Below are 26,469 nucleotides of genomic sequence, written 5' to 3'. Positions count from 1 at the left end.
GGCCCCTTCCTCCACTCCGAGAGATGCAGCGTGCTCATACGACTTCTACGTGACCGCCTACGGCCCTACACAAGACCCATCGCCCTTCTGGTGGCCCTGCAGTTCCTGCAGACCTGCGCCACGCTCTACCTGCCCACGCTGAACGCGGACATCATCGACAGCGGTGTCGTCCAAGGTGACACGGGTTACATCCTGGGCCACGGCGGTCTGATGATCGGCATCTCGCTGGCGCAGGTCGTCTGCAACGTCGGCGCCGTGTACTACGGGGCCCGGACCGCGGCGGCCCTGGGGCGGGACCTGCGCGCCGCGGTGTTCGACCGGGTGCAGTCCTTCTCCGCCCGGGAGGTGGGCCACTTCGGCGCCCCGTCGCTGATCACACGGACGACGAACGACGTCCAGCAGATCCAGATGCTCGCCCTGATGACGTTCACCCTGATGGTGTCGGCGCCGATCATGTGCGTGGGCGGTGTGGTGCTGGCGCTCGGTCTCGACGTGCCGCTGTCCGGGGTGCTGGTCGCGGTGGTGCCGGTGCTGGGCGTCTGCGTGACGCTGATCGTGCGCCGGCTGCGACCGCTGTTCCGCACCATGCAGGAGCGGCTGGACACGGTGAACCGGGTGCTGCGCGAGCAGATCACCGGCAACCGGGTCATCCGGGCGTTCGTACGGGACTCGTACGAGCAGCGGCGGTTCCACGGGTCCAACACCGAGCTGACCGATGTGTCGCTGCGCACCGGCAATCTGCTCGCGCTGATGTTCCCGGTGGTCATGACGGTGGTGAACCTGTCGTCGATCGCGGTGGTGTGGTTCGGCGCGCACCGCATCGACAGCGGCGGGATGCAGATCGGCGACCTGACGGCGTTCCTCGCCTACCTGATGCAGATCGTCATGTCCGTGATGATGGCCACCTTCATGTTCATGATGGTGCCGCGCGCCGAGGTGTGCGCCGAGCGCGTCCAGGAGGTGCTGGACACCTCCTCGAGCGTGGTGCCGCCCGTCGCGCCCGTCACCGAGCTGCGCCGGCACGGGCATCTGGAGATCCGGGGTGCGGGCTTCCGCTACCCGGGCGCCGAGGAGCCGGTGCTGCGGGCGGTCGATCTGGTGGCGCGGCCCGGCGAGGTCACCGCCGTGATCGGCTCCACCGGCAGCGGCAAGTCCACGCTGCTGGGGCTGGTGCCGCGGCTGTTCGACGCGACCGAGGGCGAGGTGCTGGTCGACGGGGTGCCGGTGGCGGACGTCGACCCGGCGCTGCTCGCGCGGACCGTCGGGCTCGTGCCGCAGAAGCCGTACCTGTTCGCGGGCACGGTGGCGACCAATCTGCGCTACGGCAATCCGGACGCCACGGACGAGGAGCTGTGGCACGCGCTGGAGGTGGCGCAGGGCAAGGACTTCGTGGAGCGGCTGGAGGGCGGGCTCGACGCGCCGGTCGCGCAGGGCGGGACGAACGTCTCCGGCGGTCAGCGCCAGCGCCTGGCCATCGCGCGGACGCTGGTGCAGCGCCCGGAGATCTACCTCTTCGACGACTCCTTCTCCGCGCTCGACTACGCCACCGACGCGGCCCTGCGCGCGGCGCTCGCGCGGGAGACGGCCGAGGCGACGGTGGTGATCGTCGCCCAGCGGGTGGCGACCATCCGGGACGCCGACCGGATCGTGGTGCTGGACGAGGGCCGGGTGGTCGGCACCGGCCGGCACCACGAGCTGATGGCGGACAACGAGACCTACCGGGAGATCGTGCTCTCCCAGCTGACGGAAGCGGAGGCGGCCTGATGGCGGGGCCAGGGGGCCGGATGGCGGCGGGGGTCGCACCCGGCCAGCGGTCGATCGACTTCAAGGGGTCCGGGAAGCGGCTGCTCGGCCGCTTCGGACCGGAACGCCTCACCATGTACGGGCTGCTGGCCTGTGTGGTGATCAGCGTGGGGCTCAGCGTGGTCGGGCCGAAGATCCTGGGACAAGCCACCGACCTGGTGTTCGCGGGCATCGTGGGCCGTGACATGCCGGAGGGCGCCACCAAGGAGCAGGTGCTGGAGTCGATGCGGGAGCGCGGCGACGACCAGGTCGCCGACATGCTCCGCTCCACCGACTTCACACCGGGGCAGGGCATCGACTTCACCGCGGTGGGGCACGTCCTGCTGCTGGCGCTGGCGGTGTTCGGCGTGGCGGGGCTGCTGATGGCGGTGGCGACGCGGCTGGTGAACCGGGCCGTGAACCACACCATGTTCCGGATGCGCGAGGACGTGCAGACGAAGCTGTCGCGGCTGCCGCTGTCGTACTTCGACAAGCGGCAGCGCGGTGAGGTGCTGAGCCGGGCCACCAACGACATCGACAACATCGGACAGACGCTGCAGCAGTCGATGGGCCAGCTGATCAACTCGCTGCTGACCATCATCGGCGTGCTGGCGATGATGTTCTACGTCTCGTGGATCCTGGCGCTCGTCGCGCTCGTGACGGTGCCGCTGTCGTTCGTGGTCGCCACCCGGGTCGGCAAGCGGTCGCAGCCGCACTTCGTGCAGCAGTGGCGCTCCACCGGCACGCTCAACGCGCACGTCGAGGAGATGTACACCGGGCACGCCCTGGTGAAGGTGTTCGGGCGGCAGGAGGAGTCGGCGCGGAAGTTCGCCGAGGAGAACGAGGCGCTGTACAAGGCCGGGTTCCGGGCGCAGTTCAACAGCGGTGTCATGCAGCCGCTGATGATGTTCGTGTCGAACCTCAACTACGTGCTGGTCGCGGTCGTCGGCGGTCTGCGGGTGGCGTCCGGGTCGCTGTCCATCGGGGACGTACAGGCGTTCATCCAGTACTCGCGGCAGTTCTCGATGCCGCTGACGCAGGTCGCGTCGATGGCGAACCTGGTGCAGTCGGGCGTGGCCTCCGCGGAGCGGGTCTTCGAGGTGCTCGACGCGCAGGAGCAGGAGTCCGACCCGTCGCCCGCCGAACGTCCCGAGGAGCTGCGCGGGCGGGTGGAGCTGGAGCACGTGTCGTTCCGCTACGACCCGGACAAGCCGCTGATCGAGGACCTGTCGCTGACGGTCGAGCCGGGCCGCACGGTCGCCATCGTCGGCCCGACCGGCGCCGGCAAGACCACGCTGGTCAATCTGCTGATGCGGTTCTACGAGGTGTCCGGCGGGCGGATCACCCTGGACGGGGTGGACATCGCGCGGATGACGCGGGACGAACTGCGCGCCGGGATCGGCATGGTGCTCCAGGACACCTGGCTGTTCGGCGGCACCATCGCGGAGAACATCGCGTACGGCGCGTCGCGCGAGGTGACCCGGGAGGAGATCGAGGAGGCGGCCCGTGCGGCGCACGCCGACCGGTTCGTCCGCACCCTGCCCGACGGGTACGACACCGTCATCGACGACGAGGGCAGCGGGGTCAGCGCGGGCGAGAAACAGCTCATCACCATCGCGCGGGCGTTCCTGTCGGACCCGGTCATCCTGGTGCTGGACGAGGCGACGAGCTCCGTGGACACGCGGACGGAGGTGCTGATCCAGAAGGCGATGGCCCGGCTCGCGCACGGCCGTACGTCGTTCGTCATCGCGCACCGGCTGTCCACGATCCGCGACGCGGACACCATCCTCGTCATGGAGAACGGCGCGATCGTCGAACAGGGCGCGCACGACAAGCTGCTGGCGGCGGACGGGGCGTACGCCCGGCTGTACAAAGCCCAGTTCGCGCAGGCCGTCGCGGAGGTCGACTGAGCCCCGGGGTGCCGGAGGTGTTCCTCCGGCACCCCGCCGGCTAGTCGAGGTAGCCGCGCAGTTGGTCGGCGTAGGCGTGGTCGCGGAGCTTGCCGAGGGTCTTGGACTCGATCTGCCGTATCCGCTCGCGGGTCACCCCGAAGATGCGGCCGATCTCCTCCAGCGTGCGGGGCCGTCCGTCGACCAGGCCGTAGCGCAGCTGCACCACCTTGCGCTCGCGCTCCCCCAGCGTGGACAGCACCGCCTCCAGGTGCTGCCGCAGCAGCAGGAACGCCGCCGACTCCACGGGGCTGGCGGCGTCGCCGTCCTCGATGAGGTCGCCGAGCGCGACGTCGTCCTCCTCGCCCACGGGCGCGTGCAGCGACACCGGCTCCTGGGCCAGCCGCAGCACCTCGCCGACCCGCTCGGGCGGCAGGTCCAGATGGGCGGCGACCTCCTGCGGGGTCGGCTCGTAGCCGCGCTCCTGGAGCATCCGCCGCTGCACGCGCACCACGCGGTTGATCAGCTCCACGACATGCACCGGCACACGGATGGTGCGGGCCTGGTCGGCGAGCGCCCGGGACATGGCCTGCCGGATCCACCAGGTCGCGTACGTGGAGAATTTGAAGCCGCGGGCGTAGTCGAACTTCTCGACGGCGCGGATCAGCCCGAGGTTGCCTTCCTGCACCAGGTCGAGCATGGTCAGCCCGCGTCCCACGTACCGCTTGGCCACGGACACCACGAGCCGCAGGTTCGCCTCGATCAGCCGGCGCTTGGCCATGCGGCCCATGACGACGAGCCGGTCCAGGTCGTGGGCGAGCCGGCTGTCCAGGTCGGGGGTGAGCCGCAGCTTCTCCTCGGCGAACAGCCCGGCCTCGACCCGGCGGGCGAGCTCCACCTCCTCGGCGGCGGTGAGCAGCGGGATGCGGCCGATCTCCCGCAGGTACTGGCGGAACAGGTCGGAGGAGGGACCGCCGGTCTCGGGCCGCACCCGCGGGTCGACGGGCTCGGCCGGCTCCACGACGTCCGGCGGCCCGGCCTCGACGGGCTCCTCGGGACCGGTCCCGGGGCGCTGCCCGACGAGGCTCCGCGCGGGCATCGCCACCAGCAGATCCGCGTCCGGCGCTGCTCCGGCGACGTCCGTGTCGGTCTGGGTGAGGGTCTGGGTCTGCACGGGGGCGACCTCCAGGATGATCGCTGCCTGGGGGTGGGGCAGCGGTACTTCAGGGGCGGAGTCGACGGCCTCGCCGCTGTCCGTCCCGTACGCGATGAGCGGAACCGCGGGGGTGTGCGACCCGTCACCGACGGGCCGGCCGCGCTCCGAGGACTCAGGCACCGCCCCCCAGTGTGGGGTACGACACATCGTCCCCACGAGGGGCGTGCGATGACTTTTTGCGTCCGGCCGGTCACCGCGCGGTCATCCGGAAGCCTCAGCACCCCCCGCGGGAAACGGGTGTGTTCGCGGAGGGACCGCTGACTACAGGGCTGCCGCGCCGTGTTCGCGCAAGGCCTGGTCGTACTGTTGGAGGACCCACAACTCGTTCTGCACGGCGGACAGTTCGGCCTGGTCGGCGTGGTGCGACAGGCGGGCCAGCTTGCCGTTGACCTCGCGGACACGGCGCTCGACCGCGCGGCGCCGCACCCGGACCAGCACCTCGCCCGCGTACACCTCGTCGACCGCCCGGCGCATGATCGCCTCGACCGCCAGCTCCGTGACCATGGCGCGGACCGTGTCGTCGGGTGCCGCGTCGCGGACGCGGATCAGGTATTCCTGCGGGTCCTGGACGCCGTACTCGGCGCCGCCCGCGTCCAGGATCGCCTGGCGCACGGCCGCGTAGGGCGGGGCGGTGAACTCGTCCACGCCGTACGCGTCGAAGGCCGGGGAGACCAGCTCCGGGCGCTGGAGGGCGAGCTTGAGCAGCTCACGCTCGGTGGCGAAGACCGGGTTGCGGAGGTTCAGGGCGGGGCCGCGCGGGGCGGCCGGGGCCGCGGCGTACTGCTGGGGGCCGCCGGCGGGACGGCCACGCTCCGGGGCCGGGCCCTTGCCGCCGCGGTCGCGGGCCCAGCGGGCGAGCTGGGCGACCCGCTTGACGACGAACTGCGTGTCGAGGATGCCGAGCATCCCGGCGAGCTGGACGGCGACCTCGTGCTGGGCGCCGCTGTTCTTGATCCGGGCGACGACGGGAGCGGCCTCGTCCAGGGCGGCGGCGCGTCCGGCGGGGGTGTCCAGGTCGTAGCGGCCGACGATCTGGCGGAGCGCGAACTCGAACAGCGGGGTGCGCGGCTGGACCAGGTCGGCGACCGCCTCGTCGCCCTTGGCGAGGCGCAGGTCGCAGGGGTCCATGCCGTCGGGGGCGATGGCGATGTACGTCTCGGCGGCGAACTTCTGGTCGTCCTCGAAGGCGCGCAGGGCGGCCTTCTGCCCGGCCGCGTCGCCGTCGAAGGTGAAGATCACACGTGCCGAGCCGTTGTCCATCAGCAGGCGGCGCAGGATCTTGATGTGGTCGGTGCCGAAGGCGGTGCCGCAGGTGGCGATGGCCGTGGTGACGCCCGCGAGGTGGCAGGCCATGACATCGGTGTAGCCCTCGACGACGACCGCGCGGGAGGACTTGGCGATGTCCTTCTTCGCCAGGTCGATGCCGTAGAGGACCTGCGACTTCCGGTAGATCGCCGTGTCGGGCGTGTTGAGGTACTTCGGGCCGTTGTCCGCGTCGTAGAGCTTGCGGGCGCCGAAGCCGACGACGTCCCCGCCGATGTCGCGGATGGGCCACATCAGCCGGCCGCGGAACCGGTCGATGGGTCCGCGGCGGCCCTCCTGGGCGAGACCGGAGAGCACCAGCTCCTTGTCGCTGAAGCCCTTGCCGCGCAGGAAGCGGGTGAGGTGGTCCCAGCCCTGCGGGCTGTAGCCGACGCCGAAGTGCACGGCGGCGGCCTGGTCGAAGCCGCGCTCGGCGAGGAAGACCCGGCCGGTCTCCGCCTCGGGGCTGGTCGCGAGCTGTTCCGCGTACCACTCGGCGGCCAGCTTGTGCGCCTCGACCAGGCGGATGCGCTCCCCGCGCTGGTGGGACGGGTTGTACCCGCCCTCCTCGTAGCGCAGGGTGATGCCGGCCTGTCCGGCCAGCCGCTCGACCGCCTCCGAGAAGGTGAGGTGGTCGATCTTCATCACGAACGTGATGGTGTCGCCGCCCTCCTGGCAGCCGAAGCAGTGGAAGAGTCCCTTGCCCGGGCTGACCTGGAAGGACGGCGACTTCTCGTCGTGGAACGGACAGAGGCCCTTGAGGTTGCCGCCGCCCGCGTTCCGCAGCTGGAGGTACTCGGACACCACGGCGTCGATCGGGACCGCGTCCCGAACCGCCTTCACGTCCTCGTCGTTGATCCTCCCGGCCACGCGTGAATTCTACGGGGCCCCCGTGACATCCCCGGCCGCCCCGGCGCCCCCCGAGGGGCGCGAGGCTGTGCCATGTGCGGCTCCGCCGCGTGGGCGCGACCAGCCACGACGAGCCCGCACCCGCGACGGAACAGCCCCCGGGGCGCCCCTAGGCGACCAGACTCTCCAACGGCACATGCGGATCCGCCAGCGCGTCCATGTCCACCGGCTCGCGGGAGCGGATCAGCGCCTGGATGGGATCCGTGACATCCCACACGTTCACGTTCATCCCGGCCAGCACCCTCCCCTCGCGCACCCAGAACGCGATGAACTCCCGTTTGCCCGCGTCGCCCCGGACGACCACCTGGTCGTAGGACCCGGGCGGCGCCCACCCCGAGTACTCCATGCCCAGGTCGTACTGGTCGGTGAAGAAGTACGGGACGCGGTCGTAGATCTCGTCCCGGCCGAGCATGGAGCGCGCCGCCGCCGGGCCGCCGTTCAGCGCGTTGGCCCAGTGCTCGACCCGCAGCCGGGTGGAGAACAGCGCGTGCGGGAAGGACGCGACGTCGCCGGCCGCGTAGACGTCCGGGTCGGACGTGCGCAGCCGCTCGTCGACGAGGACGCCCCCGCCGGACGCGGGGTCCGCCAGCTCCAGGCCCGCCGCCTCCGCGAGGGCGGTGCGCGGGGCCGCGCCGATCGCCGCGAGCACGGCGTGCGCCGGGTGCTCCTCGCCGTCGTCGGTGCGGGCGGCGAGGACCATCCCGTCCTGGCCGGTGATCTCGGTGAGCGAGGCGCCGAAGTGGAACCGCACGCCGTGCTCGCGGTGCAGCTCGGCGAAGAGCGCCCCGAGTTCGGGGCCGAGCACCGAGTGCAGCGGGGCCGGCCCCCGGTGGACGACGGTGACCTCCGCGCCGTAGTGCCGGGCGGCCGCCGCGATCTCCAGGCCGATCCAGCCCGCGCCGGCGATCACGAGGTGGCCGTTGTCCCGGCCGAGGGAGGTGAGGACGCCCTTGAGGCGCTCGGAGTGCGCGAGGCGGCGCAGGTGGTGGACTCCGACGAGGTCGGTGCCCGGAATGTCGAGCCGGCGGGGCTCCGCTCCGGTGGCGAGCAGCAGCTTGTCGTAGCGGACGGTGGTGCCGTCCTCGCCGAAGCGGACGGTCTTCGCCGCACGGTCGACCGCGGCGACGGTCGCCCCCAGGTGCAGCTCCACGTCGTGCTGCGCGTACCAGGCGGGCTCGTGCACGAAGACGCTGTCGCGCTCCGCCGAGCCGAGGAGGTAGCCCTTGGACAGCGGCGGACGCTCGTAGGGGTGGTCGCGTTCGTCGCAGATCAGTATCACGCGGCCAGTGAAACCCTCCGCTCTCAGCGTCTCGGCCGCCTTGGCGCCGGCCAGGCCGCCTCCCACGATGACGAAAGTCTGATCCGCGTCGACCACGTGATGCCTCCTTCAAGCGTTGCCACCAGCGAGCCTCCCGCAAGCGGAAGGCTGCGGGAAGGGGGAGTGACCCGATCAGGCCACCCGTCTCACGCCCGTCTCACGTCCGGGCTGTGAGCCGGGCGTGCAGCGAGCGGGCCGAGGCGTCCGTCAGGGAGGCGATCTGGTCCACGACGACCCGCTTGCGGGCGCGGTCGTCCGGCGCCCGGTCGAACAGCGTCCGGAACTGCGGGTCCAGCCCCTCGGGCGCGCGGGCGGTCAGCGCCTCCGCCAGCTCCAGCACGACGACGCGCTGGTCGGCGCGGAGCCGCTCCTGCTCGGCGCGCTGCATGACGTACCGGTCGGCGACGGCCTTGAGGACCGCGCACTCCATGCGGGTGGAGCGCGGCACGACCAGCTCGGCCGCGTACCGGGTGAGGCGGCCGCCGCCCCAGGCCTGCCGGGTGGCGCCCTCGGCGGCGAGACAGAAGCGGCCGATCAGCTGGCTGGTGGCGTCCTTGAGGCGGGCCTGCGCGACGGCGGTGCCGTCGTAGCCGTGCGGCCACCACTCCTGGGCGAGCAGCCGGTCGAGGGCCTCGGCCAGCTCGGCGGGGTCGGTGTCCGCCGGGACGTACCGGCCGACGGCGACCGCGAAGACCGCGTCCCGCTCCGGGTCGGCGTGCAGGCAGTTGGGGTCGATGTGGCCCGCGTGCAGGCCGTCCTCCACGTCGTGCACCGAGTACGCCACGTCGTCCGCCCAGTCCATGACCTGCGCCTCGAAGCAGGTGCGGGTGCCGGGGGCGTCCTTGCGGAGCCATTCGAAGACCGGGCGGTCGTCGTCGTAGACGCCGAACTTCACGGAGGCCGGGTCGGTGGGGTGGGCGCCGCGCGGCCAGGGGTACTTGGTGGCCGCGTCGAGGGTGGCCCGGGTGAGGTTGAGGCCGACGGAGCCGTCGGGGGTGAACCGCTTGGGCTCGATGCGGGTGAGCAGCCGCAGCGACTGGGCGTTGCCCTCGAAGCCGCCGCAGTCGCGGGCGAACTCGTTCAGCGCCTGCTCGCCGTTGTGCCCGAAGGGCGGGTGGCCGAGGTCGTGGGAGAGGCAGGCGGCCTCCACCAGGTCGGGGTCGCAGCCGAGGGCGGCGCCCAGCTCCCGGCCGACCTGGGCGCATTCCAGGGAGTGGGTGAGGCGGGTGCGGGGGCTGGCGTCCCACACCTGGCTCTGCTCGCCGGGGGTGACGACCTGCGTCTTGCCGGCGAGGCGGCGCAGGGCGGCGGAGTGCAGCACGCGGGCCCGGTCGCGCTGGAAGGCGGTGCGGCCGGGCCGCTTGTCGGGCTCGGCGGCCCAGCGCTCGACGGCCGACGGGTCGTACCCGGCGGGCGGGAGGTGGTGTGCGGACGGGTCGGTCGTGCCGGTCGTGATGCCTTCCATGACCCGACAGTAGCCCCGGCCGGTGACATCCCGGACACCGGTGGCCGTGTCAGGCCGTCGCCAGGGCGGCCGGCCCGGCGACCGGGGCCCCGGGCCGCAGCGCCTGGTCGTAGCGGTGGAGGAGCAGGCGGGCCATCGCGGGGTGGGTGCCGAGCGGGTCGGCGACGGTGCCGGGCGCCGCGTCCGCGCACTCGGCGGCGAACCGGCCGGGCGCGGTGAAGCAGGAGGCGACGGCGACCCGGGTACGCCCGCGGGCGGCGAGGGCGCGGACCGCCTCGGGCACGGTGGGTGCGGCGGCGGAGGCGTAGGCGGGGACGACGGGCACGCCGAGCCGGGCGGCGAGCAGGGCGGCGATGCGTTCGGTGTCGGCACGGGAGGCGGGGGCGCGGGACCCGGCGGCGGCCAGCACCACGGCGCTGCGGCGGCGCTCACCCGCGTCCCGGGGCGGCTGCCAGCCGGCCTCGGCGAGCCGTGCGTGCAGGGCGTCGACGAGGAGGGGGTGCGCGCCGAGCGGGTCGGCGACGCGGGTGGGCAGCGACGCCTCGGCGGCGGCGTCGGGGATGTCCCGGGTGACATGGTGGCCGCGGCCGAACAGCAGCGGGACGAGCACGGCCGAGCCGGCGCGGGACGCGGCCAGCTCGTCGAGGGTGTGGGGGAGCAGCGGGGCGTTCAGCTCGATGTGCCCCAGGTGCACCGGCAGGCCGGGCCGCAGCGCGCGGACCCGCTCCAGCAGCCGCAGCGCGGTGGCCAGGGCGCGCGGGTCGCGGCTGCCGTGGGCCACCACGACGAGGGCGGGGGGCGGGACGGCCGGGCGGGGCCGGGCGCCGGGGTGCATCGAGTACGCCGTCATGCAGCGAGCGTGACCGGACGAGGTTGCCCTGCCGTTGCGCCGGGGTCACGGGTGTTTGCGGGGTGTTCACGCGGGGCCCGGGGGCGGTGTGAGGCGGCCTGCCCTCCCCGCCGGCGCGTGAGGCCGGTCACAGGGCGCGAACCGCAGGCCCCGGCCCGGCGTCCTACCGGGTCCAGGACCGACCCGGGGGAGGCTGTCCCATGCGCCGTATCACCGTCCGCCGCCCGCGCCTGCCGCGCACCCGTGCGGGACAGCGGCGGCTGGTGCAGGCCGCGGTGGCGGTGTGCGTGCTGGCGCTGCTGCCGGCGACCTGGCTGCGGCTGAGCACGGGCGACCGGCTGCGCACCGTCGCCGACGTGCCGCGCACCGAGGTGGCCGTGGTGTTCGGCGCGGGGCTGTGGGACGGGGAGCCGTCGCCGTACCTGGCGCACCGGCTGGACGCGGCGGCGGAGCTGTACCGCGCGGGGCGGATCCGGGTGGTGCTGGTCACCGGTGACAACAGCCGGAAGGACTACGACGAGCCGGACGCGATGCGCGCCTACCTGACCCGCCACGGGGTGCCGGACACACGGATCGTCAGCGACTACGCGGGCTTCGACACCTGGGACTCGTGTGTCCGCGCCCGGAAGATCTTCGGGGTGGACCGGGCGGTGCTGATCAGCCAGGGCTTCCACATCCGCCGCGCGGTGGCCCTGTGCGAGGCGGCGGGCGTCGCGTCGTACGGCGTCGGCGTGGACGACCGCCACGACGTCACCTGGTACTACGGGGGCGCCCGCGAGGTCCTCGCGGCGGGCAAGGCGGCCCTGGACGCGGCGTTCCGCCCGGACCCCCGCTTCCTGGGGCCGGAGGAGCCGGGGGTGCGCAGGGCCTTGGCGGACGCCGAGGGTTCCGGCACGCCGGACTGACAGCTCCGGCGCGCATACCGGAGTATGCATTCACCCATGGCGGATACGACGCGCACCACGGTGACCCTCCCGACGGAGCAGGTCGCCGAGCTGAAGAAGCTCACCGACAACGTCTCCGGCTATGTCGCCGAAGCCGTGGCTCGTCAGCTGCGGCACCAGTTGCTCCGGGCGGATCTCCTGCGTCATCAGGAGGAGCACGGCGCCTTCACCGAGGAGGAACTGGCGGAGGCCCGCTCCCGGATCTTCGACGACACCGAGGCCGGCGGCTCGGCGAGCGCGGGGTGAGCGGGCACGTCGAGACGGTCGTCCTGGACGCCGAAGGGCTCTCCGCCTGTGATCGCGCAGGACCGCAAGATCGCCGCGATGTTCCAGGTGTTCCACTCGGCGGGAGCCGACTTCGTCGTCGGAGCCAACACCATCGTCGAGGTGAGTCACGCACGGGTGAACACCGCCCGGATGCGGTGGGCGCTGTCCCGCGTCAGGGTCGAGCCGGTGACCGAGCAGGCGGCGGGAGCGGCTGCGGAGCTGCTCGAAGCGGCCGGCCTGCACGGGCACGAGTACGCGATCGACGCGACGGTGGCCGAGATGGCGCTGCGCCAGCCGGGCCCCGTGGTCGTACTGACCTCCGACATCGACGCCATGGCGCGGCTGTGCGGGGACCGTGTCCGGCTCGTCGGCATCTGAGGCAGGCGCGGCGGTGCCTCACCGGGGTCGCCCGGCGGCAGAGAGGTCGTCGTGTCCGGGGTGTAACCGCGGCCAGCGTGGTGCGTAACACCGGCACCGCAGCCTGGGCCGTATGCGAAACACCGTGACGTCCACGCACTGCCCCTACTGCGCGCTGCAGTGCGGCATGAACCTGACGCCGGCCGCCGACGGGCGGACCGTCGAGGTGAGCGAGCGCGCGGACTTCCCGGTGAACCGGGGGGCGCTGTGCGGGAAGGGGCGGACCGCGCCGGCCGTGCTGTCGCCGGCCGTGCGGCTGACCTCGCCGCTGGTCAGGTCGGCGGCGGGCACGCTGGAGCCGGCCTCCTGGGAGGAGGCGCTGGACCGGATCGCCGAGGGGATCGGCGGCGCCCGCGCGGACCACGGCGCGGACGCGGTCGGGGTGTTCGGCGGGGGCGGGCTCACCAACGAGAAGGCGTACTCCCTGGGGAAGTTCGCGCGGGTGGTGCTGGGCACCTCGCAGATCGACTACAACGGCCGCTTCTGCATGTCGTCGGCCGCCGCCGCGGGAGGCAGGGCGTTCGGTCTCGACCGGGGGCTGCCGTTCCCGCTGGAGGACATTCCGAGGACCGGCTGCGTGATCCTCGTCGGCTCCAACCCGGCCGAGACCATGCCCCCGGCGCTGCGCTACTTCACCGAGCTGAAGGAGAACGGCGGCACCCTGATCGTCGTCGACCCGCGCCGCACGCGCACCGCCGAACAGGCCGACCTGCACCTGGCGCCGCGCCCCGGCACGGACCTCGCGCTGGCCCTGGGCCTGCTGCACCTGGTCGTCGCCGAGGGGCGCACCGACGAGGAGTACATCCGGGAGCGCACGGCCGGCTGGGAGGACACCCGGGCCGCGGCGATGGCGCACTGGCCCGAGTACGTGGAGCGCATCACCGGCGTGCCCGTGCCGCATCTGCGGGAAGCCGTACGGCTGTTCTGCGAGCCGGAGAACGCGATGGTGCTCACCGCGCGCGGGCCCGAGCAGCAGGCCAAGGGCACCGACACGGTGAGCGCCTGGATCAACCTGGCCCTGGCGACCGGCCGGCCGGGCCGCCCGCTGTCCGGGTACGGCTGTCTGACCGGGCAGGGCAACGGGCAGGGCGGGCGCGAACACGGCCAGAAGGCCGATCAGTTGCCCGGCTACCGCAAGCTGACCGACCCGGCCGCGCGGGCGCATGTGGCGCAGGTGTGGGGCGTCGACCCGGACAGCCTGCCGGGACCGGGCCGCAGCGCCTACGAGCTGCTGGACGCGCTGGGCACGGACATCCGCGCCCTGCTGCTGATGGGCTCCAACCCGGTGGTGTCGGCGCCGCGCGCCGCGCACGTCGAGGAGCGCATCCGCTCCCTGGACTTCCTCGCGGTGTGCGACGTGGTGCTGTCGGAGACGGCCCGGCTCGCCGACGTCGTCCTGCCGGTGACGCAGTGGGCGGAGGAGACGGGGACCACCACCAACCTGGAGGGCAGGGTGCTGCTGCGCCGCCGCGCGATCACCCCTCCCCCGGGTGTCCGCAGCGACCTGGAGGTGCTGCACGAGCTCGCGGCACGGCTGGGCGGCGAGGGCAGCCCGGAGAAGCGCTTCCCGACGGACCCCGAGGAGGTGTTCGAGGAGCTGCGGCGGGCGAGCGAGGGCGGCCCGGCGGACTACTCGGGGATCACCTACCGGCGGCTCGCCGAGGAGAACGGGGTGTTCTGGCCCTGCCCCTCCACCGGCACGTCCGCCGCGGAGACCGTCCACCCCGGCACCCCCCGCCTCTTCCTCGACCGGTTCGCCACCGAGGACGGCCGGGCGCGGTTCGTGCCGGTGTCGCACCGGGCGGTCGCGGAGGAGCCCGACGAGGAGTACCCGGTGCTCCTCACCACCGGGCGGGTCGTGGCGCAGTACCAGTCCGGCGCCCAGACGCGGCGCGTGGACGAGCTGAACGCCGCCGCGCCCGGCCCGTTCGTGGAGCTGCACCCGCGGCTCGCGCGGCGGATCGGCGCCGCCGAGGGCGAGCCGGTGGCCGTGGTGTCGCGGCGCGGCCGGGCGGTGGCCCCGGCCCGGATCACCGCGTCGATCCGCCCGGACACGGTGTTCATGCCGTTCCACTGGGCCGGGGAGGGCCGCGCCAACACCCTCACCAACCCCGCTCTCGACCCGACCTCCCGCATGCCGGAGTTCAAGGCGTGCGCGGTACGCCTGGAGGCGGTACGCCCGTGAGCGCACCGCCTCCGGAACAGGGGGCGGGTCAGCCCACGCCCACCGCGCTCCAGGCGGCCGCGACCGCCTGGTGCTCGGCGCCGCCCTCGCCGTAGAGGTCCGCCGCCGCCTTCAGGGTGGCGGTGCGGGCGCCGGCGTAGTCGGTCGACGAGGTCATGTGGACCGTGAGTGCCCGGTACCAGATCGTGCCGAGCTTGGCACGGCCGATGCCGGTGACCGTCGAGCCGTCGCAGGTCGGGGAGTTGTGGGCGGTGCCGCCCAGGGTCTTCGCGCCGCTGCCCTCGGCGAGCAGGTAGGCGAAGTGGTTGGCGACGCCGGAGGAGTGGTGGACGTCGAGGTCCTTGACCGTCTCGTCCCAGCAGTCCGCCGAGGAACCGTCCTTGGAGGGGCGGTCCATGTAGCGCAGGGCGTCCTTCCCGAAGCCGTCGCGGACGACCTCCTCACCGATCAGCCAGTCGCCCGGGTCCTGCGGGTTGGCCGCGTGGAACTCCACCAGGGTGCCGAAGATGTCGGAGGTGGCCTCGTTCAGGCCGCCGGACTCGCCGGAGTAGGTCAGCCCGGCGGTCTTCGAGGTCACGCCGTGGGTCATCTCGTGCCCGGCGACGTCCAGGGAGACCAGCGGGCCCATCCGGGTGCCGTCGCCGTCGCCGTAGGTCATGCAGAAGCAGCGGTCGTCCCAGAAGGCGTTGTTGTAGGCGTTGCCGTAGTGCACGCGGTTGTACGAGCCCTTGCCGTCGCCGGCTATGCCCCGGCGGCCGTGCGTGTCCTCGTAGTAGTCCCAGGTGACGTTCGTGCCGTACTGGGCGTCCACGGCGACCGTGGCGCGGTCGGCGACGGTGCCGGTGCCCCAGTGGTTGTCGGTGTCGGTGACGACGGGGGCGGGGGCGCGGATCACGCAGACGACGAGGACGCACAGGTCGGTGCGGTTGCCCGCGTCGCCGGTGTAGGTGCCGCCGCGGGTCGGGTCCTTCAGCTCGTAGCCGGACGCGGTCCGCGTGGTCTCCAGCGGGACCGTGCCGCCGTACAGGGACCTGCCGTCGCCGGAGACGCTCTCCAGGCGGTCCCAGGCGTCGATGCGGGCGCCGGTGTGCGCGTCGGTGAGGACGGTGCGGGCGACCGGGTTGCCGGCGGAGTCCTGGGCGGCGGCGTCGGTGCGCCAGGCGAGGCGGGGGGCGCCGTGCAGGGCGTCGACCACCAGCTGCGGGCGGGCGGTGAGCCGGTTCAGGGTCTCGCCGAGGTGCGCGGCGCGCAGTTGGTTCGCGGCGAGGTCGGCGGCGCGGGGCGCGGCGAGGCGCGGGGAGACGGTGGGCAGGTCGATCGCGGCGCGGGTGGCGCGCGTGACGTCGCGGTAGGACCCGTCGGGGGTGAGGTGCAGCACGAAGTCCCCGCCCAGCACGGGGAGTCCGCGGTAGGTGCGGTCGTAGCGGACGTGGCGGCCGCCGTCGGCGTCGACGACGACGTCGCGGACCTTCGTGTCCTGGGCGGCGGTGAGGCCGAGGGCCGCGGCGCGGTCGGCGAGGACGGAGGCGGCGGCCTCGGCCGCGGCGGCGCGGGTGGGGCGGTCGGTTGCTCCCGCGGTGGCGGGGGTGAGGGCGGCGGCCAGCAGGGCGGCGCCGGTGACGGCGGCTCCCGCGGCGGCGGGACGGGGACGTCGGGCAGGCCGTATCGGGCTCAAGCGGTCTCCTGGAACGGGCGCCCCGACGCGGGCGGGGAACGGGGCGGCGCGGGTGGTGCCCGCGATTCAAGTGGCGGCCCGAGTGTCATGTCCATAGCGCAAATGTGGGGGTGTGTGAGGGGAGAGAATCGTTCCCGCAAGGCTCCGGTGGCACTTCCGTGCAGAGGGGCTCCGCCGACCGTCCGCGCAGGTGAAGCGAGTGAACCTCCCCTTCTTCGTCTACGGCACCCTCCGCCCCGGCGAGATCAACCACGACCGCTTCCTGCGCGGCCGCACGGCGCACGAGGAACCGGCCCGGCTGCGGGGCGCGGTGCTGTACGAGGGGCCCGGTTACCCGTACGCCGTCGAGGCCCCGGAGGGCGAGGTGCGGGGCGAACTGGTCACCGCCCGGCCGGAGGCGTACGAGGAACTGCTGACGCGGCTCGACCGCCTGGAGGAGTACGTCCCGGGCGACCCGCGCAACCTCTACGACCGGGTGGAGCGGCCGGTGGTGCGGGAGACGGACGGCGCGGCGGTCCGGGCGTGGGTGTACGTCGCCGCCCCGGCGGTCGAGGCCCGGCTGCGGGCGCGGGGGACGCGGGTGGAGGGCGGGGACTGGCGAGGGGTGGGGTGAGGCGCGCGCGGACGCGCCCTCGGACGCGCACCGGGGCGGGCGCGCCCTCGCCCGGTCAGCCCTTCGCCGCCCCGCCCGGCCCAATCCGCCCGTACGCCGCCCGACCGCCCGGTGTCACGGCGTTGACCTGCTGGAACACACCGTCGTCCGCGGTGGTCACCGACCGCCTGACACCCGTTCAGCCGCCGCCCTGACGCCCTCTCAGGGAGCGGTGACGGCCCCGGGGGTCTTACCTCGGAGGGGCAGGGACGCGGTCGACGGCGGCACATGGGGGTGCCGCGGGCCGGGTCACCTCCGTGAGCTCGAGGGAGCATCCATGCGACGTACCGCCCGGCTGCTGACCGGCACGACCGGCGCCGCACTCGCCGTGGCCGCCGCGGGGCTTCTCGCCTCCCCCGCGTACGCCGGGGAGGCCCCCGGTCCGTCGACCGCCGGTCTGCGGATGTATCCGTCGTCCGTCGCCCCGGGCGCGCAGGTCTCGGCGAACACCGCAGCGTGCGGCGAGGAGGGCACGGCGGCGGGCGACGCCTCCGCCGTCGGCGCGGGCCGGTTCACGCTGGCGCCGAGCACGCACGACGGGGAGGCGATCGGGCAGTTCCAGGTGCCGCCGAGCGCGCAGCCGGGGACGTACGAGATCGTCGTCACGTGCGCCGGGAGCGGGCGCCGGGTGACCGGGGACCTCGTGGTGACGCTGACGCCCGACGCGGAACAGGTGGTACCCCGAGGAAGCGTGAAGACGGGGGTCGGTGGCGCGCTGGGCCCCGACCCCGCACAGACCGCGGCAGGCGTGACGGCCCTCGCCGTCGCCGCCGCGGGCGGTACCTGGCTCCTGCATCGCCGGGCGAGAGGCGACGGGATCTGACGGGCATCCTCCGCTGCCCGTCCCACTGGTACCGCAAGTCCCCTCCCCCTCCGGGTCCGACGCCCCTCGCGGCCCGGAGGGGGGCACGGGGCCCACTCGAGGTGAGGTCACCCCATGCGCCGCAGGTTCCGCCGCACCGGGAGTCCCGGCAACGTGGCGATAGCCGCCGTCACGGTGTGCGCCCTGTGCGCGGGGGCCGTGCTGCTGCGGGACGGCGGGGGCGACGCCCCGCCGCAGCCGTCCGCCGCGCAGGCGCACTCGGAACTCGACGGGCACGGCCCGGCGCGGTCCGCGGCGCCCGCGCTGCCGCCGTCGCCGCCCGACCGGGTGCGCATCCCGGCGATCGGCGTGGACGCGCCCCTGACGGGCCTGGGGCTCACCCCGGCCGGCTCCCTGGACGTGCCGCCCGCGGACCGCCCGGACCTGGCCGGCTGGTACGAGGCCGGCACCACGCCCGGCGAGCGGGGCACCGCGATCGTCGCGGGCCACGTCGACAACGAGGACGGCCCGGCCGTCTTCTACTCCCTCGGCGCCCTGCGCAAGGGCAGCACCATCGAGATCGCCCGGCACGACGGCACGGTCGCCGTGTTCACGGTGGACGCGGTCGAGGCGTACGACGCCCGCCGCTTCCCCGACGAGAAGGTCTACGGCGCGGCCCCCCGTCCGGAACTCCGCGTCATCACCTGCGGCGCCGGCTACTCCCCCACGACGGGCTACCGGGGCAACGTGGTGGTGTACGCCCATCTGACGGGGACGCGGTGAGCCTCCCTCAGCCCGACGCCCCGTCCGGGCAGGACTCGGTCGTCGGGGCCACCAGGAGAGTGACCGGGTACGACGTGATCCGCTGGTTCGCCCCGGGCCTGCTGCCGCAGACGCGCCACGCCTGTGGGTCCACCACCTCGCGGTCCTTCCCCGTGGCGTCCTCGAAGCGGACCTGCGTGCCGTCCATCTGCTCCTGTGCCCGGAGCGCGTTGCCGCCGGTGACGTCGGGCATCACGGCGGTGACGGGCCGGGCGGCGGAGTCCGCGGCGGACGCGGAGGGCAGCGCCCTCCTGTCGGGCTCGGGGCTCGTTCCGCAGGCGGAGGCAGCCGCGCAGACGACCGCGGCGGCGAGAACGGCTCTCAGCGGTGCGGTGACCGTGGTTCCGGTGATGGCCGTGCCTCTCTCGAGGTGATCATGTCCGGCCCAGTATCCCCACCGGACGCCCCCGCGCCCAGGCCTACGCCAGCCACTGCTCGTACGCCATGTTCGCCACCAGCGCGAACACCACCGTCAGCAGGACCACGCGGACGAAGCCGCTGCCGCGCTTCAGGGCGGTGCGGGCGCCCAGCGTGCCGCCCGCCAGGTTGAAGACCGCCATCACCACCGCCAGTTGCCACAGCACCGCGCCCTGCCAGGCGAAGGTGGCGAGCGCGCCCGCGTTGGTGCAGCAGTTGACGATCTTGGCGGTGGCGGAGGCGGTGACCAGGTCCAGGTGGAGCAGGGCGGTGAGCGCCAGGACGAGGAACGTGCCGGTGCCGGGGCCGATCAGGCCGTCGTAGAAGCCGATGCCGAGGCCGGCCAGGCCGATCGCCGCGAGGATCTGCCGGCGGGTCGCCGGACCCGTCGCGGGCGCGGTGCCGAAGGCGGGCCGCAGGATGACGAAGGCGGCCACCGCCAGCAGCACCACCATGATCACCGGCTTGAGCACCTCGGTGCTCATCCCGGCCGCGAGGAACGCCCCGCCCGACGACCCGGCGAGGGCGGCGAGCCCGATCCGCACCGCGGTCCGCACGTCCACCGGCGCCTTGCGGGCGTACGTCACCGCCGCGCCCGTGGTGCCTACGATCGCGACCGCCTTGTTGGTGCCCAGCGCGTGCGCGGCGGGGGTCCCGGCGGGCAGGCCGAGCAGCAGGGCGGGCAGGAGCAGCAGCCCTCCGCCGCCCACCACGGCGTCGATCCAGCCGGCGGCGAGGGCGGCCACGCAGAGCAGGACGACGGTGGTCAGGGATATGTCGGGCATGGCGGTGAGCCTATGAAGGCGGTAGATGTTGCGTCCATCAAGATGAGCGTTTGTTGAGGTTGGCCTCCTCACACCCGCCCCGCGACCGCCTCCGGAAGCCTCACATGCCGCGCCCGTGACCGCTGAGGGCAGCGTTCCGCGCGGGAAACAGAAGGGATGCCACCGGGTAACACCCGCCCCGCACGCTCAGGACATGACCTCGAACGAGCGTGTGGTGGTGATCGGCTCCGGCCTCGCGGGCGTACGTCTCGCCCGGCGGCTCGGCGAGCTGGGCACGCCCGTGACGCTGATCGGCGAGGAGGAGCACCCGCCGTACAACCGGGTGCTCCTCGCCGAGGTGCTCGCCGGGCGCTACCGGCCCGAGGTGATCGCCCTGCCCGCCCCCGCGGAACTGGTCCGGGCCCGGGTCGCCGGAATCGACCGGGACCGGCGGACCGCCGTCTGCGCGGACGGCACGGAGATCGCCTACGGGCGGCTGGTGCTGGCCACCGGCTCCAACCCCGTCCTGCCGCCGCTGCGCGGCCTGTTCACCGAGGACCACGAGCTGCCCCGGGGCGTGCACGCGTTCCGCACCCTGGACGACTGCCTGGGCCTGTCCGCCGAGGTGCGGCCGGGCGTGCGGGCCGTGGTGATCGGCGGCGGGCTGCTCGGCGTGTCCGCGGCCCGCGCGCTGGCCGTGCGCGGCGCGCAGGTGGTCCTCGCCCAGCAGTCGGAGCGGCTGATGGAGCGCCAGCTCGACCCGGCCGCCTCCGCGCTGGTCCGGCGCCATCTGACCGGGCTCGGCGTGGAGGTGCACACCGAGTGCCGGGTGCGCGACGTGCGCTGCGTCGGCGGCGCGGTCCGCTCGGTGGAGATGGCCGACGGCTACGCCCTGGACGCCGACCTGGTCGTGCTGGCCTGCGGGGTGCACCCGAGGGTGTCCCTCGCCCAGACCGCCGGGCTCGACGTGGCCAAGGGCGTCGTCGTCGACGACGAGCTGCGCACCTCCGACCCGTACATCCACGCGGTCGGCGACTGCGTCCAGCACGCCGGCACCGTCTACGGACTGGCCGCCCCGGCCCTGGAACAGGCCGACGCGCTCGCCGCGCTGCTCGCCGGGGACACCGCCGCCCGCTACACCGGCACCCGCTCGCTCACCCGGCTCACCCTGACCGGCCCGGACAGCCCCTTCGACCTGGCCGCGTTCGGCGAGACCGAGGTGCTGCCGGGCGACGACGTGGTGCAGCTCGCCGACGCCACCCGCGGCACGTACCGCAAGGTCGTGGTCCGCGACGACCGCCTGGTCGGCGGGGTGCTGGTCGGCGAACTCGGCACCGTCGGCGCCCTCGCGCGCGCCTGGGAGGGAGCAGAGCCGCTCCCGTCCGACGGCGGGCCCCTGCTCCATCTGCTCACCAACGACGGAGGCTCCTGATGCCCACGGACACCTCGACCATCGTGCTCGTCGGCCACGGCATGGTCGGCCAGCGCTTCCTGGAGGCGCTCGCCGAGCGCGGCCTGACCGCCACGCACCGCGTGGTCGTGCTGTGCGAGGAGCCGCGTCCGGCCTACGACCGTGTGCAGCTCACCTCGTACTTCTCCGGGCGGACGCCCGAGGACCTGTCGCTGACGGATCCGACGTTCGTCGCGGACCACGGCATCGAGCTGCACGTCGGCGACCCGGCCGAGCACATCGACCGCGAGGCGCGCACGGTGACCGCCCGCTCGGGGACGGTCGTCGGCTACGACGTCCTCGTCCTGGCGACCGGCTCCTACCCGTTCGTGCCGCCGGTGCCGAACAAGGACGCCGAGGGCTGTTTCGTCTACCGCACGATCGAAGACCTGCTCGCCATCGAGGAGTACGCGAGGAGCAGGGCGAAGACGGGCGCGGTGGTCGGCGGCGGTCTGCTCGGCCTGGAGGCGGCCGGCGCGCTCAAAGGGCTCGGGCTCACCTCGCACATCGTGGAGTTCGCACCGCGGCTGATGCCGGTGCAGGTCGACGAGGGCGGCGGCGCGGCGCTGCTGCGCACCATCGAGGAGATGGGGCTGAGCGTCCACACGGGCGTCGGCACCCAGGAGATCGTGGTCGGCGACTCCGGCGCCGTCACCGGCATGAAGCTGTCCGACGGCTCCGAACTCGCCACCGACATGGTGGTGTTCTCCGCCGGCGTCCGCCCCCGCGACCAGCTGGCCCGCGACTGCGGCCTGGCGGTCGGCGAGCGCGGCGGCATCACCGTCGACGAGCAGTGCCGCACGGTCACCGACCCGCGCGTGTTCGCGATCGGCGAGTGCGCGCTGGCCGCCGACGGCCGGGTGTACGGCCTGGTCGCGCCCGGCTACGAGCAGGCGGAGACGGCCGCCGCGACCATCGCCGAGGACGAGGCCGCCTTCACCGGCGCCGACCTGTCCACCAAGCTGAAGCTGCTCGGCGTGGACGTGGCGTCCTTCGGCGACGCGCACGGCACCGCCGAGGACTGCCTGGACGTCGTCTACTCCGACTGCCGCGCGGGCCTGTACAAGAAGCTGGTGATCGGCAAGGACGGCACGCTGCTCGGCGGCATCCTGGTCGGCGACGCGGAGGCGTACGGCACGCTGCGCGCGTTCACCGGCTCGGTGCCGCCGGTCGCGCCGGAGTCGCTGGTGCTGCCCGCCGGCGCCGGGGCCCCGGCCGCGCTCGGCCCGTCCGCACTGCCCGACGACGCGGTCGTCTGCTCCTGCCACAACGTCACCAAGGGCACGATCCGCGGCGCGGTCACCGAGCACAGCTGCACCACCGTGCCCGAGGTGAAGAAGTGCACCAAGGCCGGTACGGGCTGCGGCAGTTGCGTCAAGGTGCTGGGCCAGCTCCTGGACGCCGAGCTGGAGGCCAACGGCGTCGAGGTCGACAAGGGCCTGTGCGGCTGCTTCTCCCAGACCCGCGAGGAGCTGTACGAGATCGTCCTCGCCCTGCGCATCGCCTCCCACCGCGAGCTGCTCGACCGCCACGGCCGGGAGGAGGCGCGCGGCGGCGACGGCTGCGAGGTGTGCAAGCCCGCGGTCGGGTCGATCATCGCCTCCCTGGCGCCCACGATCGGCGCGAGCACCTATGTGCTCGACGGCGAGCAGGCGGCCCTGCAGGACACCAACGACCACTTCCTCGCCAATCTGCAGAAGAACGGCTCGTACTCGGTGGTGCCGCGCATCCCCGGCGGGGAGATCGCCCCCGAGAAGCTGATCGTGATCGGGGAGATCGCCCGCGACTTCGGCCTCTACACGAAGATCACCGGCGGCCAGCGGATCGACATGTTCGGCGCGCGCGTGGAGCAGCTGCCGCTGATCTGGGCCCGGCTGGTCGACGCGGGCTTCGAGTCCGGGCACGCGTACGGCAAGTCGCTGCGCACGGTGAAGTCCTGCGTGGGGCAGACCTGGTGCCGCTACGGCGTGCAGGACTCGGTGCGGATGGCGATCGACCTGGAACTGCGCTACCGGGGGCTCAGGTCCCCGCACAAGCTGAAGTCGGCGGTCTCCGGCTGCCAGCGCGAGTGCGCGGAGGCCCGGTCGAAGGACTTCGGCGTCATCGCCACCGCGGCCGGCTGGAACCTGTACGTCGGCGGCAACGGCGGCGCCACCCCGCGCCACGCCGACCTGCTGGCGCAGGACCTCTCCGACGCCGAACTGATCCGCCTGATCGACCGGTTCCTGATGTTCTACATCCGCACCGCCGACCGGCTGGAGCGCACCTCCACCTGGCTGGAGCGCGTCCCCGGCGGCCTGGACCACGTACGGGACGTGGTGGTGCACGACTCCCTGGGCATCTGCGACGAACTGGAGTCGCTGATGGCCGCGCACGTGGCGCACTACCGCGACGAGTGGGCCGAGACGATCAACGACCCGGAGAAGCTGGCCCGGTTCGTGTCCTTCGTCAACGCCCCGGACACCCCCGACCCGGTGGTCGCCTTCGTCCCCGAACGCGACCAGATCAAGCCCGACCTGCCCCTGCTGAGCATCGGCCTGCGTCCCGCCGACGACGTCCTGGAAGGAACCGCACAGCGATGACCCTGGCACTCGAGACGACCACCGGCCTGACCGTACGACTCCGCCTGGCGGACGACTGGTTCGAGGTCTGCGGCCTCGACCGGCTGACCCCGGGACGGGGCGTGGCCGCCCTGCTGCCCGACGGCCGGCAGGCCGCCGTCTTCACCGACCGCGCGGGCCGCCTGTACGCCCTCGACAACCGTGACCCGTTCACGGGCGCGGCGGTCCTCTCCCGCGGCCTGACCGGCACCCACCGGGGCCGCCCGTTCGTCGCCTCGCCGCTTCTGAAGCAGCGCTTCGACCTGGAGACGGGCCGCTGCCTGGACGACGACGCGGTCCGTGTGACGACGTACGAGGTCGAGGCGGCCTGAGCGGCCGGGACTGTCGGGTCCGGGCCGCCGCGGCCCCGGGCTCCCGGTGGCGGTGCCGATGTGGGACGCGGGGCCGCCGGCCCGGTGCGCGCCTGCCCGCGGGACGGCCACCCGCCCGTACGCCGCCGGTCATGAAGCGTCCATGTCATTCCCGTAGGTTCGCTGCTCGCACGCCCCCGTCGCCGGCCGGCGGCGGGGCGGTAACGGCCACCTGGAGTGACAGTGGAACGTCGTACCTTCCTTCGTGCGACCGCCCTCGGCGGCGGCTCCGCCGTACTCGGCGGGACCCTGTGGCGCGGTGCCGCGTACGCCGCCCCCGCCCAGCCCGGCACCGGCCCGTACGGGCCGCTCGGGACGGCGGACGCCAACGGGATCGCACTCCCGGCGGGATTCACCAGCCGGGTGATCGCCCGCTCCGGGCAGCGGGTCGGGAGCACGTCGTACACCTGGCACAACGCCCCGGACGGCGGGGCCTGTTACGCCGACGGAAGCGGCTGGATCTACGTCTCCAACTCGGAGATCAACCCGTCGGGCGGCGCGAGCGCGGTGAAGTTCTCGGCCACCGGCGCCATCACGGGCGCGTACCGCGTCCTGTCCGGCACCCGGCAGAACTGCGCGGGCGGGAAGACCCCGTGGAACACCTGGCTGTCCTGCGAGGAGGTGGACCGGGGGTACGTCTACGAGACCGACCCGTGGGGTGTGAAGGCGGCCGTCCGCCGTGACGCCATGGGGCGCTTCAAGCACGAGGCGGCGGCAGCCGACCCGGTGCGCGGGGTGATCTACCTGACCGAGGACGTCTCGGACGGCTGCTTCTACCGTTTCAGGCCCACGACCTGGGGCGACCTGTCCTCCGGCACACTGGAGGTGCTGGTCGGCGGCAGCGGCACCAGCGGCCAGGTGAGCTGGGCGCGGGTCCCGGACCCGTCCGGCGCCACCGCCACCCGCAACCAGGTCTCCGGAGCCAAGCGCTTCAACGGCGGCGAAGGCTGCCACTACGCGAACGACACCTGCTGGTTCACCACCAAGGGCGACAACCGGGTCTGGCGGTACGACGCGGCCGCCCAGACCGTCGAACTCGCCTACGACGACTCGCTGGTGACCGGCGGCACGGCCCCGCTGACCGGGGTCGACAACGTCACCGGCTCCTCCTCCGGCGACCTCTTCGTCGCCGAGGACGGCGGGAACATGGAGATCTGCGTCATCACGCCCGACGACGTGGTGGCCCCGTTCCTGCGCGTCAGCGGTCAGTCGGGCTCCGAGATCACCGGCCCGGCCTTCTCCCCGGACGGCACCCGCCTGTACTTCTCCAGTCAGCGCGGTACGAGCGGGAGTTCGTCGGGCGGCATCACGTACGAGGTGAAGGGTCCCTTCCGGGCGTGACGCGCGGGAGGTGGCGGACAGCTACCTCCCGGTCACGTCACGTTCCCGTCACGGGTCCTTCATATTCCCCACGCGCCACGAGCCCCCCAGTAGCTTCGGCACCCTCGTGCCGAGCGCACACTTTCGACCGACCTGGGGGGCTCCTCACCATGATCCCGTTCCGTACCTCAGCCGCCGCACTGCTCGCCGCCGTCGCCCTGGCCGCCGTACCGGCCACCGCCGTGGCGCACGACGGCGCCCACCCGTTCGAGAACTGCACCGAGGCGTACGACAACGGGTACAGCAACATCCCCGAGGGCGACCGCCACTACGGCGAACACCTCGACCGGGACGACGACGGCATCGGCTGCGACCAGCCGCCGTCGGACTTCGTGCCGCGCGACGAGAGCGACGACGACGCGGAGGCGGGTGCCGGCGCCGGCGGCGCGAAGGAGGAGAACGGCGGCGGCGGCGCCGACCTCGCCGAGACCGGCGGCAGCGACACCACGCCGTACATCGCGGCGGGCGGCGGGGCCGTCGTGCTGCTCGGCGGCGGCCTGATGATCGCCGCCCGCAAGCGCCGCGAGAACCGGCACTGAACCCCTACCGAGGGGGCCGGCCACCCGGCCCCCTCACCCTCACAACCACCCACCGGCGAAGGCGCTCTCCACGGGTGCGGGGATCGCACGCCCAGCCACCGACCACCCGCACCTGGCGCTACAGAGGGTGCCGCTGCGCCCACCCTCCCGCCTTCTCGGCTTTGCTCGAGCGGGAGGTACCCCCATCGCCCCAGCGGCACGAATGCCCGCAGCGGCGGCATGTCCGCCCGCCTGCCCACAGCAGGGAGCGCATTCATCGGCCGCGGCGAAGACACCCTCCAGGGGCGCGGGGAACTGCGCGACCAGCCACGAACCACCCGCACCCGGCGCAACGGCGGTGCATCCGCCCGCCCGCAGCGACGGGGCGCTACAAGCGTCCGCGATGAAGACACCCTCCAGGGGCGCGGGGAACTGCGCGACCAGCCACGGACCACCCGCACCGGTCCGGGCGCG

Annotated in this window: 21 protein-coding genes and 1 pseudogene; 14 read left to right on the top strand and 8 right to left on the bottom strand. The window is 73.6% G+C overall.

Annotated elements, in window-relative coordinates:
* The first annotated feature begins 30 nt into the window (after positions 1-30).
* Both ELQ39_RS21955 and ELQ39_RS21950 read left to right on the top strand, forming a co-directional pair.
* Positions 31-1,764, top strand: coding sequence for an ABC transporter ATP-binding protein (locus ELQ39_RS21955; RefSeq protein ID WP_225629188.1), 1,734 nt, complete (start codon positions 31-33; stop codon positions 1,762-1,764).
* The gene (locus ELQ39_RS21950) at positions 1,764-3,692 is read left to right on the top strand and encodes an ABC transporter ATP-binding protein (RefSeq protein WP_242593560.1); all 1,929 of its coding nucleotides are present in this window, start codon (positions 1,764-1,766) and stop codon (positions 3,690-3,692) included. The genes ELQ39_RS21955 and ELQ39_RS21950 overlap by 1 nt, the downstream gene beginning before the upstream one ends.
* A 40-nt stretch (positions 3,693-3,732) precedes the next feature.
* Here the strand turns inward: ELQ39_RS21950 and ELQ39_RS21945 are convergent, their stop codons facing one another.
* The 5 genes from ELQ39_RS21945 to ELQ39_RS21925 form a co-directional block, all read right to left on the bottom strand.
* Positions 3,733-5,007, bottom strand: a complete 1,275-nt coding sequence (locus tag ELQ39_RS21945) for an RNA polymerase sigma factor (protein WP_190000518.1) — start codon at positions 5,005-5,007, stop codon at positions 3,733-3,735.
* A 141-nt stretch (positions 5,008-5,148) separates the two neighbouring features.
* Entirely contained in the window at positions 5,149-7,059 is a 1,911-nt protein-coding gene (gene dnaG, locus ELQ39_RS21940; protein WP_242593559.1) for a DNA primase, read from the bottom strand.
* Between the two features lie 148 nt (positions 7,060-7,207).
* Entirely contained in the window at positions 7,208-8,473 is a 1,266-nt protein-coding gene (locus tag ELQ39_RS21935; protein WP_190000520.1) for an NAD(P)/FAD-dependent oxidoreductase, read from the bottom strand.
* A gap of 100 nt (positions 8,474-8,573) precedes the next feature.
* Positions 8,574-9,881, bottom strand: coding sequence for a deoxyguanosinetriphosphate triphosphohydrolase (locus ELQ39_RS21930; protein WP_190000521.1), 1,308 nt, complete (start codon positions 9,879-9,881; stop codon positions 8,574-8,576).
* Positions 9,882-9,930: 49 nt separating this feature from the next.
* The gene (locus tag ELQ39_RS21925) at positions 9,931-10,731 is read right to left on the bottom strand and encodes a sirohydrochlorin chelatase (protein WP_242593558.1); all 801 of its coding nucleotides are present in this window, start codon (positions 10,729-10,731) and stop codon (positions 9,931-9,933) included.
* A 200-nt stretch (positions 10,732-10,931) separates the two neighbouring features.
* Between ELQ39_RS21925 and ELQ39_RS21920 the strand changes: the two genes are divergently transcribed.
* The 4 genes and pseudogenes from ELQ39_RS21920 (at position 10,932) to ELQ39_RS21905 (ending at position 14,544) form a co-directional block, all read left to right on the top strand.
* Entirely contained in the window at positions 10,932-11,636 is a 705-nt protein-coding gene (locus ELQ39_RS21920) for a SanA/YdcF family protein (RefSeq protein ID WP_190000523.1), read from the top strand.
* 36 nt (positions 11,637-11,672) lie between these two features.
* Entirely contained in the window at positions 11,673-11,921 is a 249-nt protein-coding gene (locus ELQ39_RS21915; protein WP_242593556.1) for a hypothetical protein, read from the top strand.
* Positions 11,918-12,320, top strand: a pseudogene (locus ELQ39_RS21910) (DNA-binding protein). Before ELQ39_RS21915 ends, ELQ39_RS21910 begins: the two are co-directional and overlap by 4 nt.
* 112 nt (positions 12,321-12,432) lie before the next feature.
* A complete protein-coding gene (locus ELQ39_RS21905) occupies positions 12,433-14,544 on the top strand; it encodes a molybdopterin oxidoreductase family protein (protein WP_242593554.1) in 2,112 nt (703 codons plus the stop codon).
* A 28-nt stretch (positions 14,545-14,572) separates the two neighbouring features.
* On the opposite strand, the gene ELQ39_RS21900 is transcribed toward ELQ39_RS21905, so the two are convergent.
* Positions 14,573-16,219 carry a M4 family metallopeptidase gene (locus tag ELQ39_RS21900; protein WP_242593552.1) on the bottom strand — a complete coding sequence of 549 codons (1,647 nt, stop codon included), beginning with the start codon at positions 16,217-16,219 and terminating at the stop codon, positions 14,573-14,575.
* A 199-nt stretch (positions 16,220-16,418) separates the two neighbouring features.
* Here ELQ39_RS21900 and ELQ39_RS21895 point away from each other — a divergent pair, with 199 nt between their 5' ends.
* The 3 genes from ELQ39_RS21895 (at position 16,419) to ELQ39_RS21885 (ending at position 18,456) form a co-directional block, all read left to right on the top strand.
* Positions 16,419-16,832 carry a gamma-glutamylcyclotransferase family protein gene (locus ELQ39_RS21895; protein ID WP_190000526.1) on the top strand — a complete coding sequence of 138 codons (414 nt, stop codon included), beginning with the start codon at positions 16,419-16,421 and terminating at the stop codon, positions 16,830-16,832.
* Between the two features lie 316 nt (positions 16,833-17,148).
* Positions 17,149-17,694 (top strand): hypothetical protein, encoded by a 546-nt coding sequence (locus ELQ39_RS21890; protein WP_190000527.1) that lies wholly within the window; start codon positions 17,149-17,151, stop codon positions 17,692-17,694.
* 114 nt (positions 17,695-17,808) lie between these two features.
* On the top strand, positions 17,809-18,456 hold the full coding sequence (locus ELQ39_RS21885; protein ID WP_242593550.1) for a class F sortase: 648 nt from the start codon (positions 17,809-17,811) through the stop codon (positions 18,454-18,456).
* Positions 18,457-18,463: 7 nt separating this feature from the next.
* Here ELQ39_RS21885 and ELQ39_RS21880 read toward each other — a convergent pair whose 3' ends face one another.
* Both ELQ39_RS21880 and ELQ39_RS21875 read right to left on the bottom strand, forming a co-directional pair.
* Positions 18,464-18,688, bottom strand: coding sequence for a hypothetical protein (locus tag ELQ39_RS21880; protein WP_190000529.1), 225 nt, complete (start codon positions 18,686-18,688; stop codon positions 18,464-18,466).
* A 226-nt stretch (positions 18,689-18,914) separates the two neighbouring features.
* The gene (locus ELQ39_RS21875; protein WP_242593548.1) at positions 18,915-19,697 is read right to left on the bottom strand and encodes a sulfite exporter TauE/SafE family protein; all 783 of its coding nucleotides are present in this window, start codon (positions 19,695-19,697) and stop codon (positions 18,915-18,917) included.
* Positions 19,698-19,890: 193 nt separating this feature from the next.
* Between ELQ39_RS21875 and ELQ39_RS21870 the strand changes: the two genes are divergently transcribed.
* From ELQ39_RS21870 to ELQ39_RS21850, 5 genes are all read left to right on the top strand, one after another.
* Complete coding sequence (locus tag ELQ39_RS21870; RefSeq protein ID WP_242593546.1) at positions 19,891-21,108, top strand: NAD(P)/FAD-dependent oxidoreductase; 1,218 nt, start codon at positions 19,891-19,893, stop codon at positions 21,106-21,108.
* A complete protein-coding gene (gene nirB, locus ELQ39_RS21865; RefSeq protein ID WP_242593544.1) occupies positions 21,108-23,708 on the top strand; it encodes a nitrite reductase large subunit NirB in 2,601 nt (866 codons plus the stop codon). Before ELQ39_RS21870 ends, nirB begins: the two co-directional genes overlap by 1 nt.
* A complete protein-coding gene (nirD, locus tag ELQ39_RS21860) occupies positions 23,705-24,058 on the top strand; it encodes a nitrite reductase small subunit NirD (RefSeq protein WP_242593542.1) in 354 nt (117 codons plus the stop codon). Before nirB ends, nirD begins: the two co-directional genes overlap by 4 nt.
* A 222-nt stretch (positions 24,059-24,280) precedes the next feature.
* Entirely contained in the window at positions 24,281-25,438 is a 1,158-nt protein-coding gene (locus tag ELQ39_RS21855; RefSeq protein ID WP_242593540.1) for an alkaline phosphatase PhoX, read from the top strand.
* Positions 25,439-25,587: 149 nt separating this feature from the next.
* The gene (locus ELQ39_RS21850) at positions 25,588-26,016 is read left to right on the top strand and encodes an LAETG motif-containing sortase-dependent surface protein (protein ID WP_242593538.1); all 429 of its coding nucleotides are present in this window, start codon (positions 25,588-25,590) and stop codon (positions 26,014-26,016) included.
* Positions 26,017-26,469: the final 453 nt, after the last annotated feature.

It is taken from the genome of Streptomyces sp. GB4-14, assembly GCF_022696125.1.
GTDB classification, from domain to species: Bacteria; Actinomycetota; Actinomycetes; order Streptomycetales; family Streptomycetaceae; genus Streptomyces; species Streptomyces werraensis.
Note: the sequence above shows the minus strand (reverse complement) of the source record. Positions and strands in the feature narration are given on the sequence as shown.

Excerpts from the sequence above, each read along its gene's own strand:
- ELQ39_RS21870 (WP_242593546.1), top strand. The coding sequence starts at position 19,891 with ATGACCTCGAACGAGCGTGTGGTGGTGATCGGCTCCGGCCTCGCGGGC.
- ELQ39_RS21950 (WP_242593560.1), top strand. The coding sequence starts at position 1,764 with ATGGCGGGGCCAGGGGGCCGGATGGCGGCGGGGGTCGCACCCGGCCAG.
- ELQ39_RS21915 (WP_242593556.1), top strand. The coding sequence starts at position 11,673 with ATGGCGGATACGACGCGCACCACGGTGACCCTCCCGACGGAGCAGGTC.
- ELQ39_RS21880 (WP_190000529.1), bottom strand. The coding sequence starts at position 18,688 with ATGCCCGACGTCACCGGCGGCAACGCGCTCCGGGCACAGGAGCAGATG.
- ELQ39_RS21930 (WP_190000521.1), bottom strand. The coding sequence starts at position 9,881 with ATGGAAGGCATCACGACCGGCACGACCGACCCGTCCGCACACCACCTC.
- nirB (WP_242593544.1), top strand. The coding sequence starts at position 21,108 with ATGCCCACGGACACCTCGACCATCGTGCTCGTCGGCCACGGCATGGTC.
- ELQ39_RS21850 (WP_242593538.1), top strand. The coding sequence starts at position 25,588 with ATGATCCCGTTCCGTACCTCAGCCGCCGCACTGCTCGCCGCCGTCGCC.
- nirD (WP_242593542.1), top strand. The coding sequence starts at position 23,705 with ATGACCCTGGCACTCGAGACGACCACCGGCCTGACCGTACGACTCCGC.
- ELQ39_RS21905 (WP_242593554.1), top strand. The coding sequence starts at position 12,433 with ATGCGAAACACCGTGACGTCCACGCACTGCCCCTACTGCGCGCTGCAG.
- ELQ39_RS21920 (WP_190000523.1), top strand. The coding sequence starts at position 10,932 with ATGCGCCGTATCACCGTCCGCCGCCCGCGCCTGCCGCGCACCCGTGCG.
- ELQ39_RS21875 (WP_242593548.1), bottom strand. The coding sequence starts at position 19,697 with ATGCCCGACATATCCCTGACCACCGTCGTCCTGCTCTGCGTGGCCGCC.
- ELQ39_RS21885 (WP_242593550.1), top strand. The coding sequence starts at position 17,809 with ATGCGCCGCAGGTTCCGCCGCACCGGGAGTCCCGGCAACGTGGCGATA.
- ELQ39_RS21925 (WP_242593558.1), bottom strand. The coding sequence starts at position 10,731 with ATGACGGCGTACTCGATGCACCCCGGCGCCCGGCCCCGCCCGGCCGTC.
- ELQ39_RS21890 (WP_190000527.1), top strand. The coding sequence starts at position 17,149 with ATGCGACGTACCGCCCGGCTGCTGACCGGCACGACCGGCGCCGCACTC.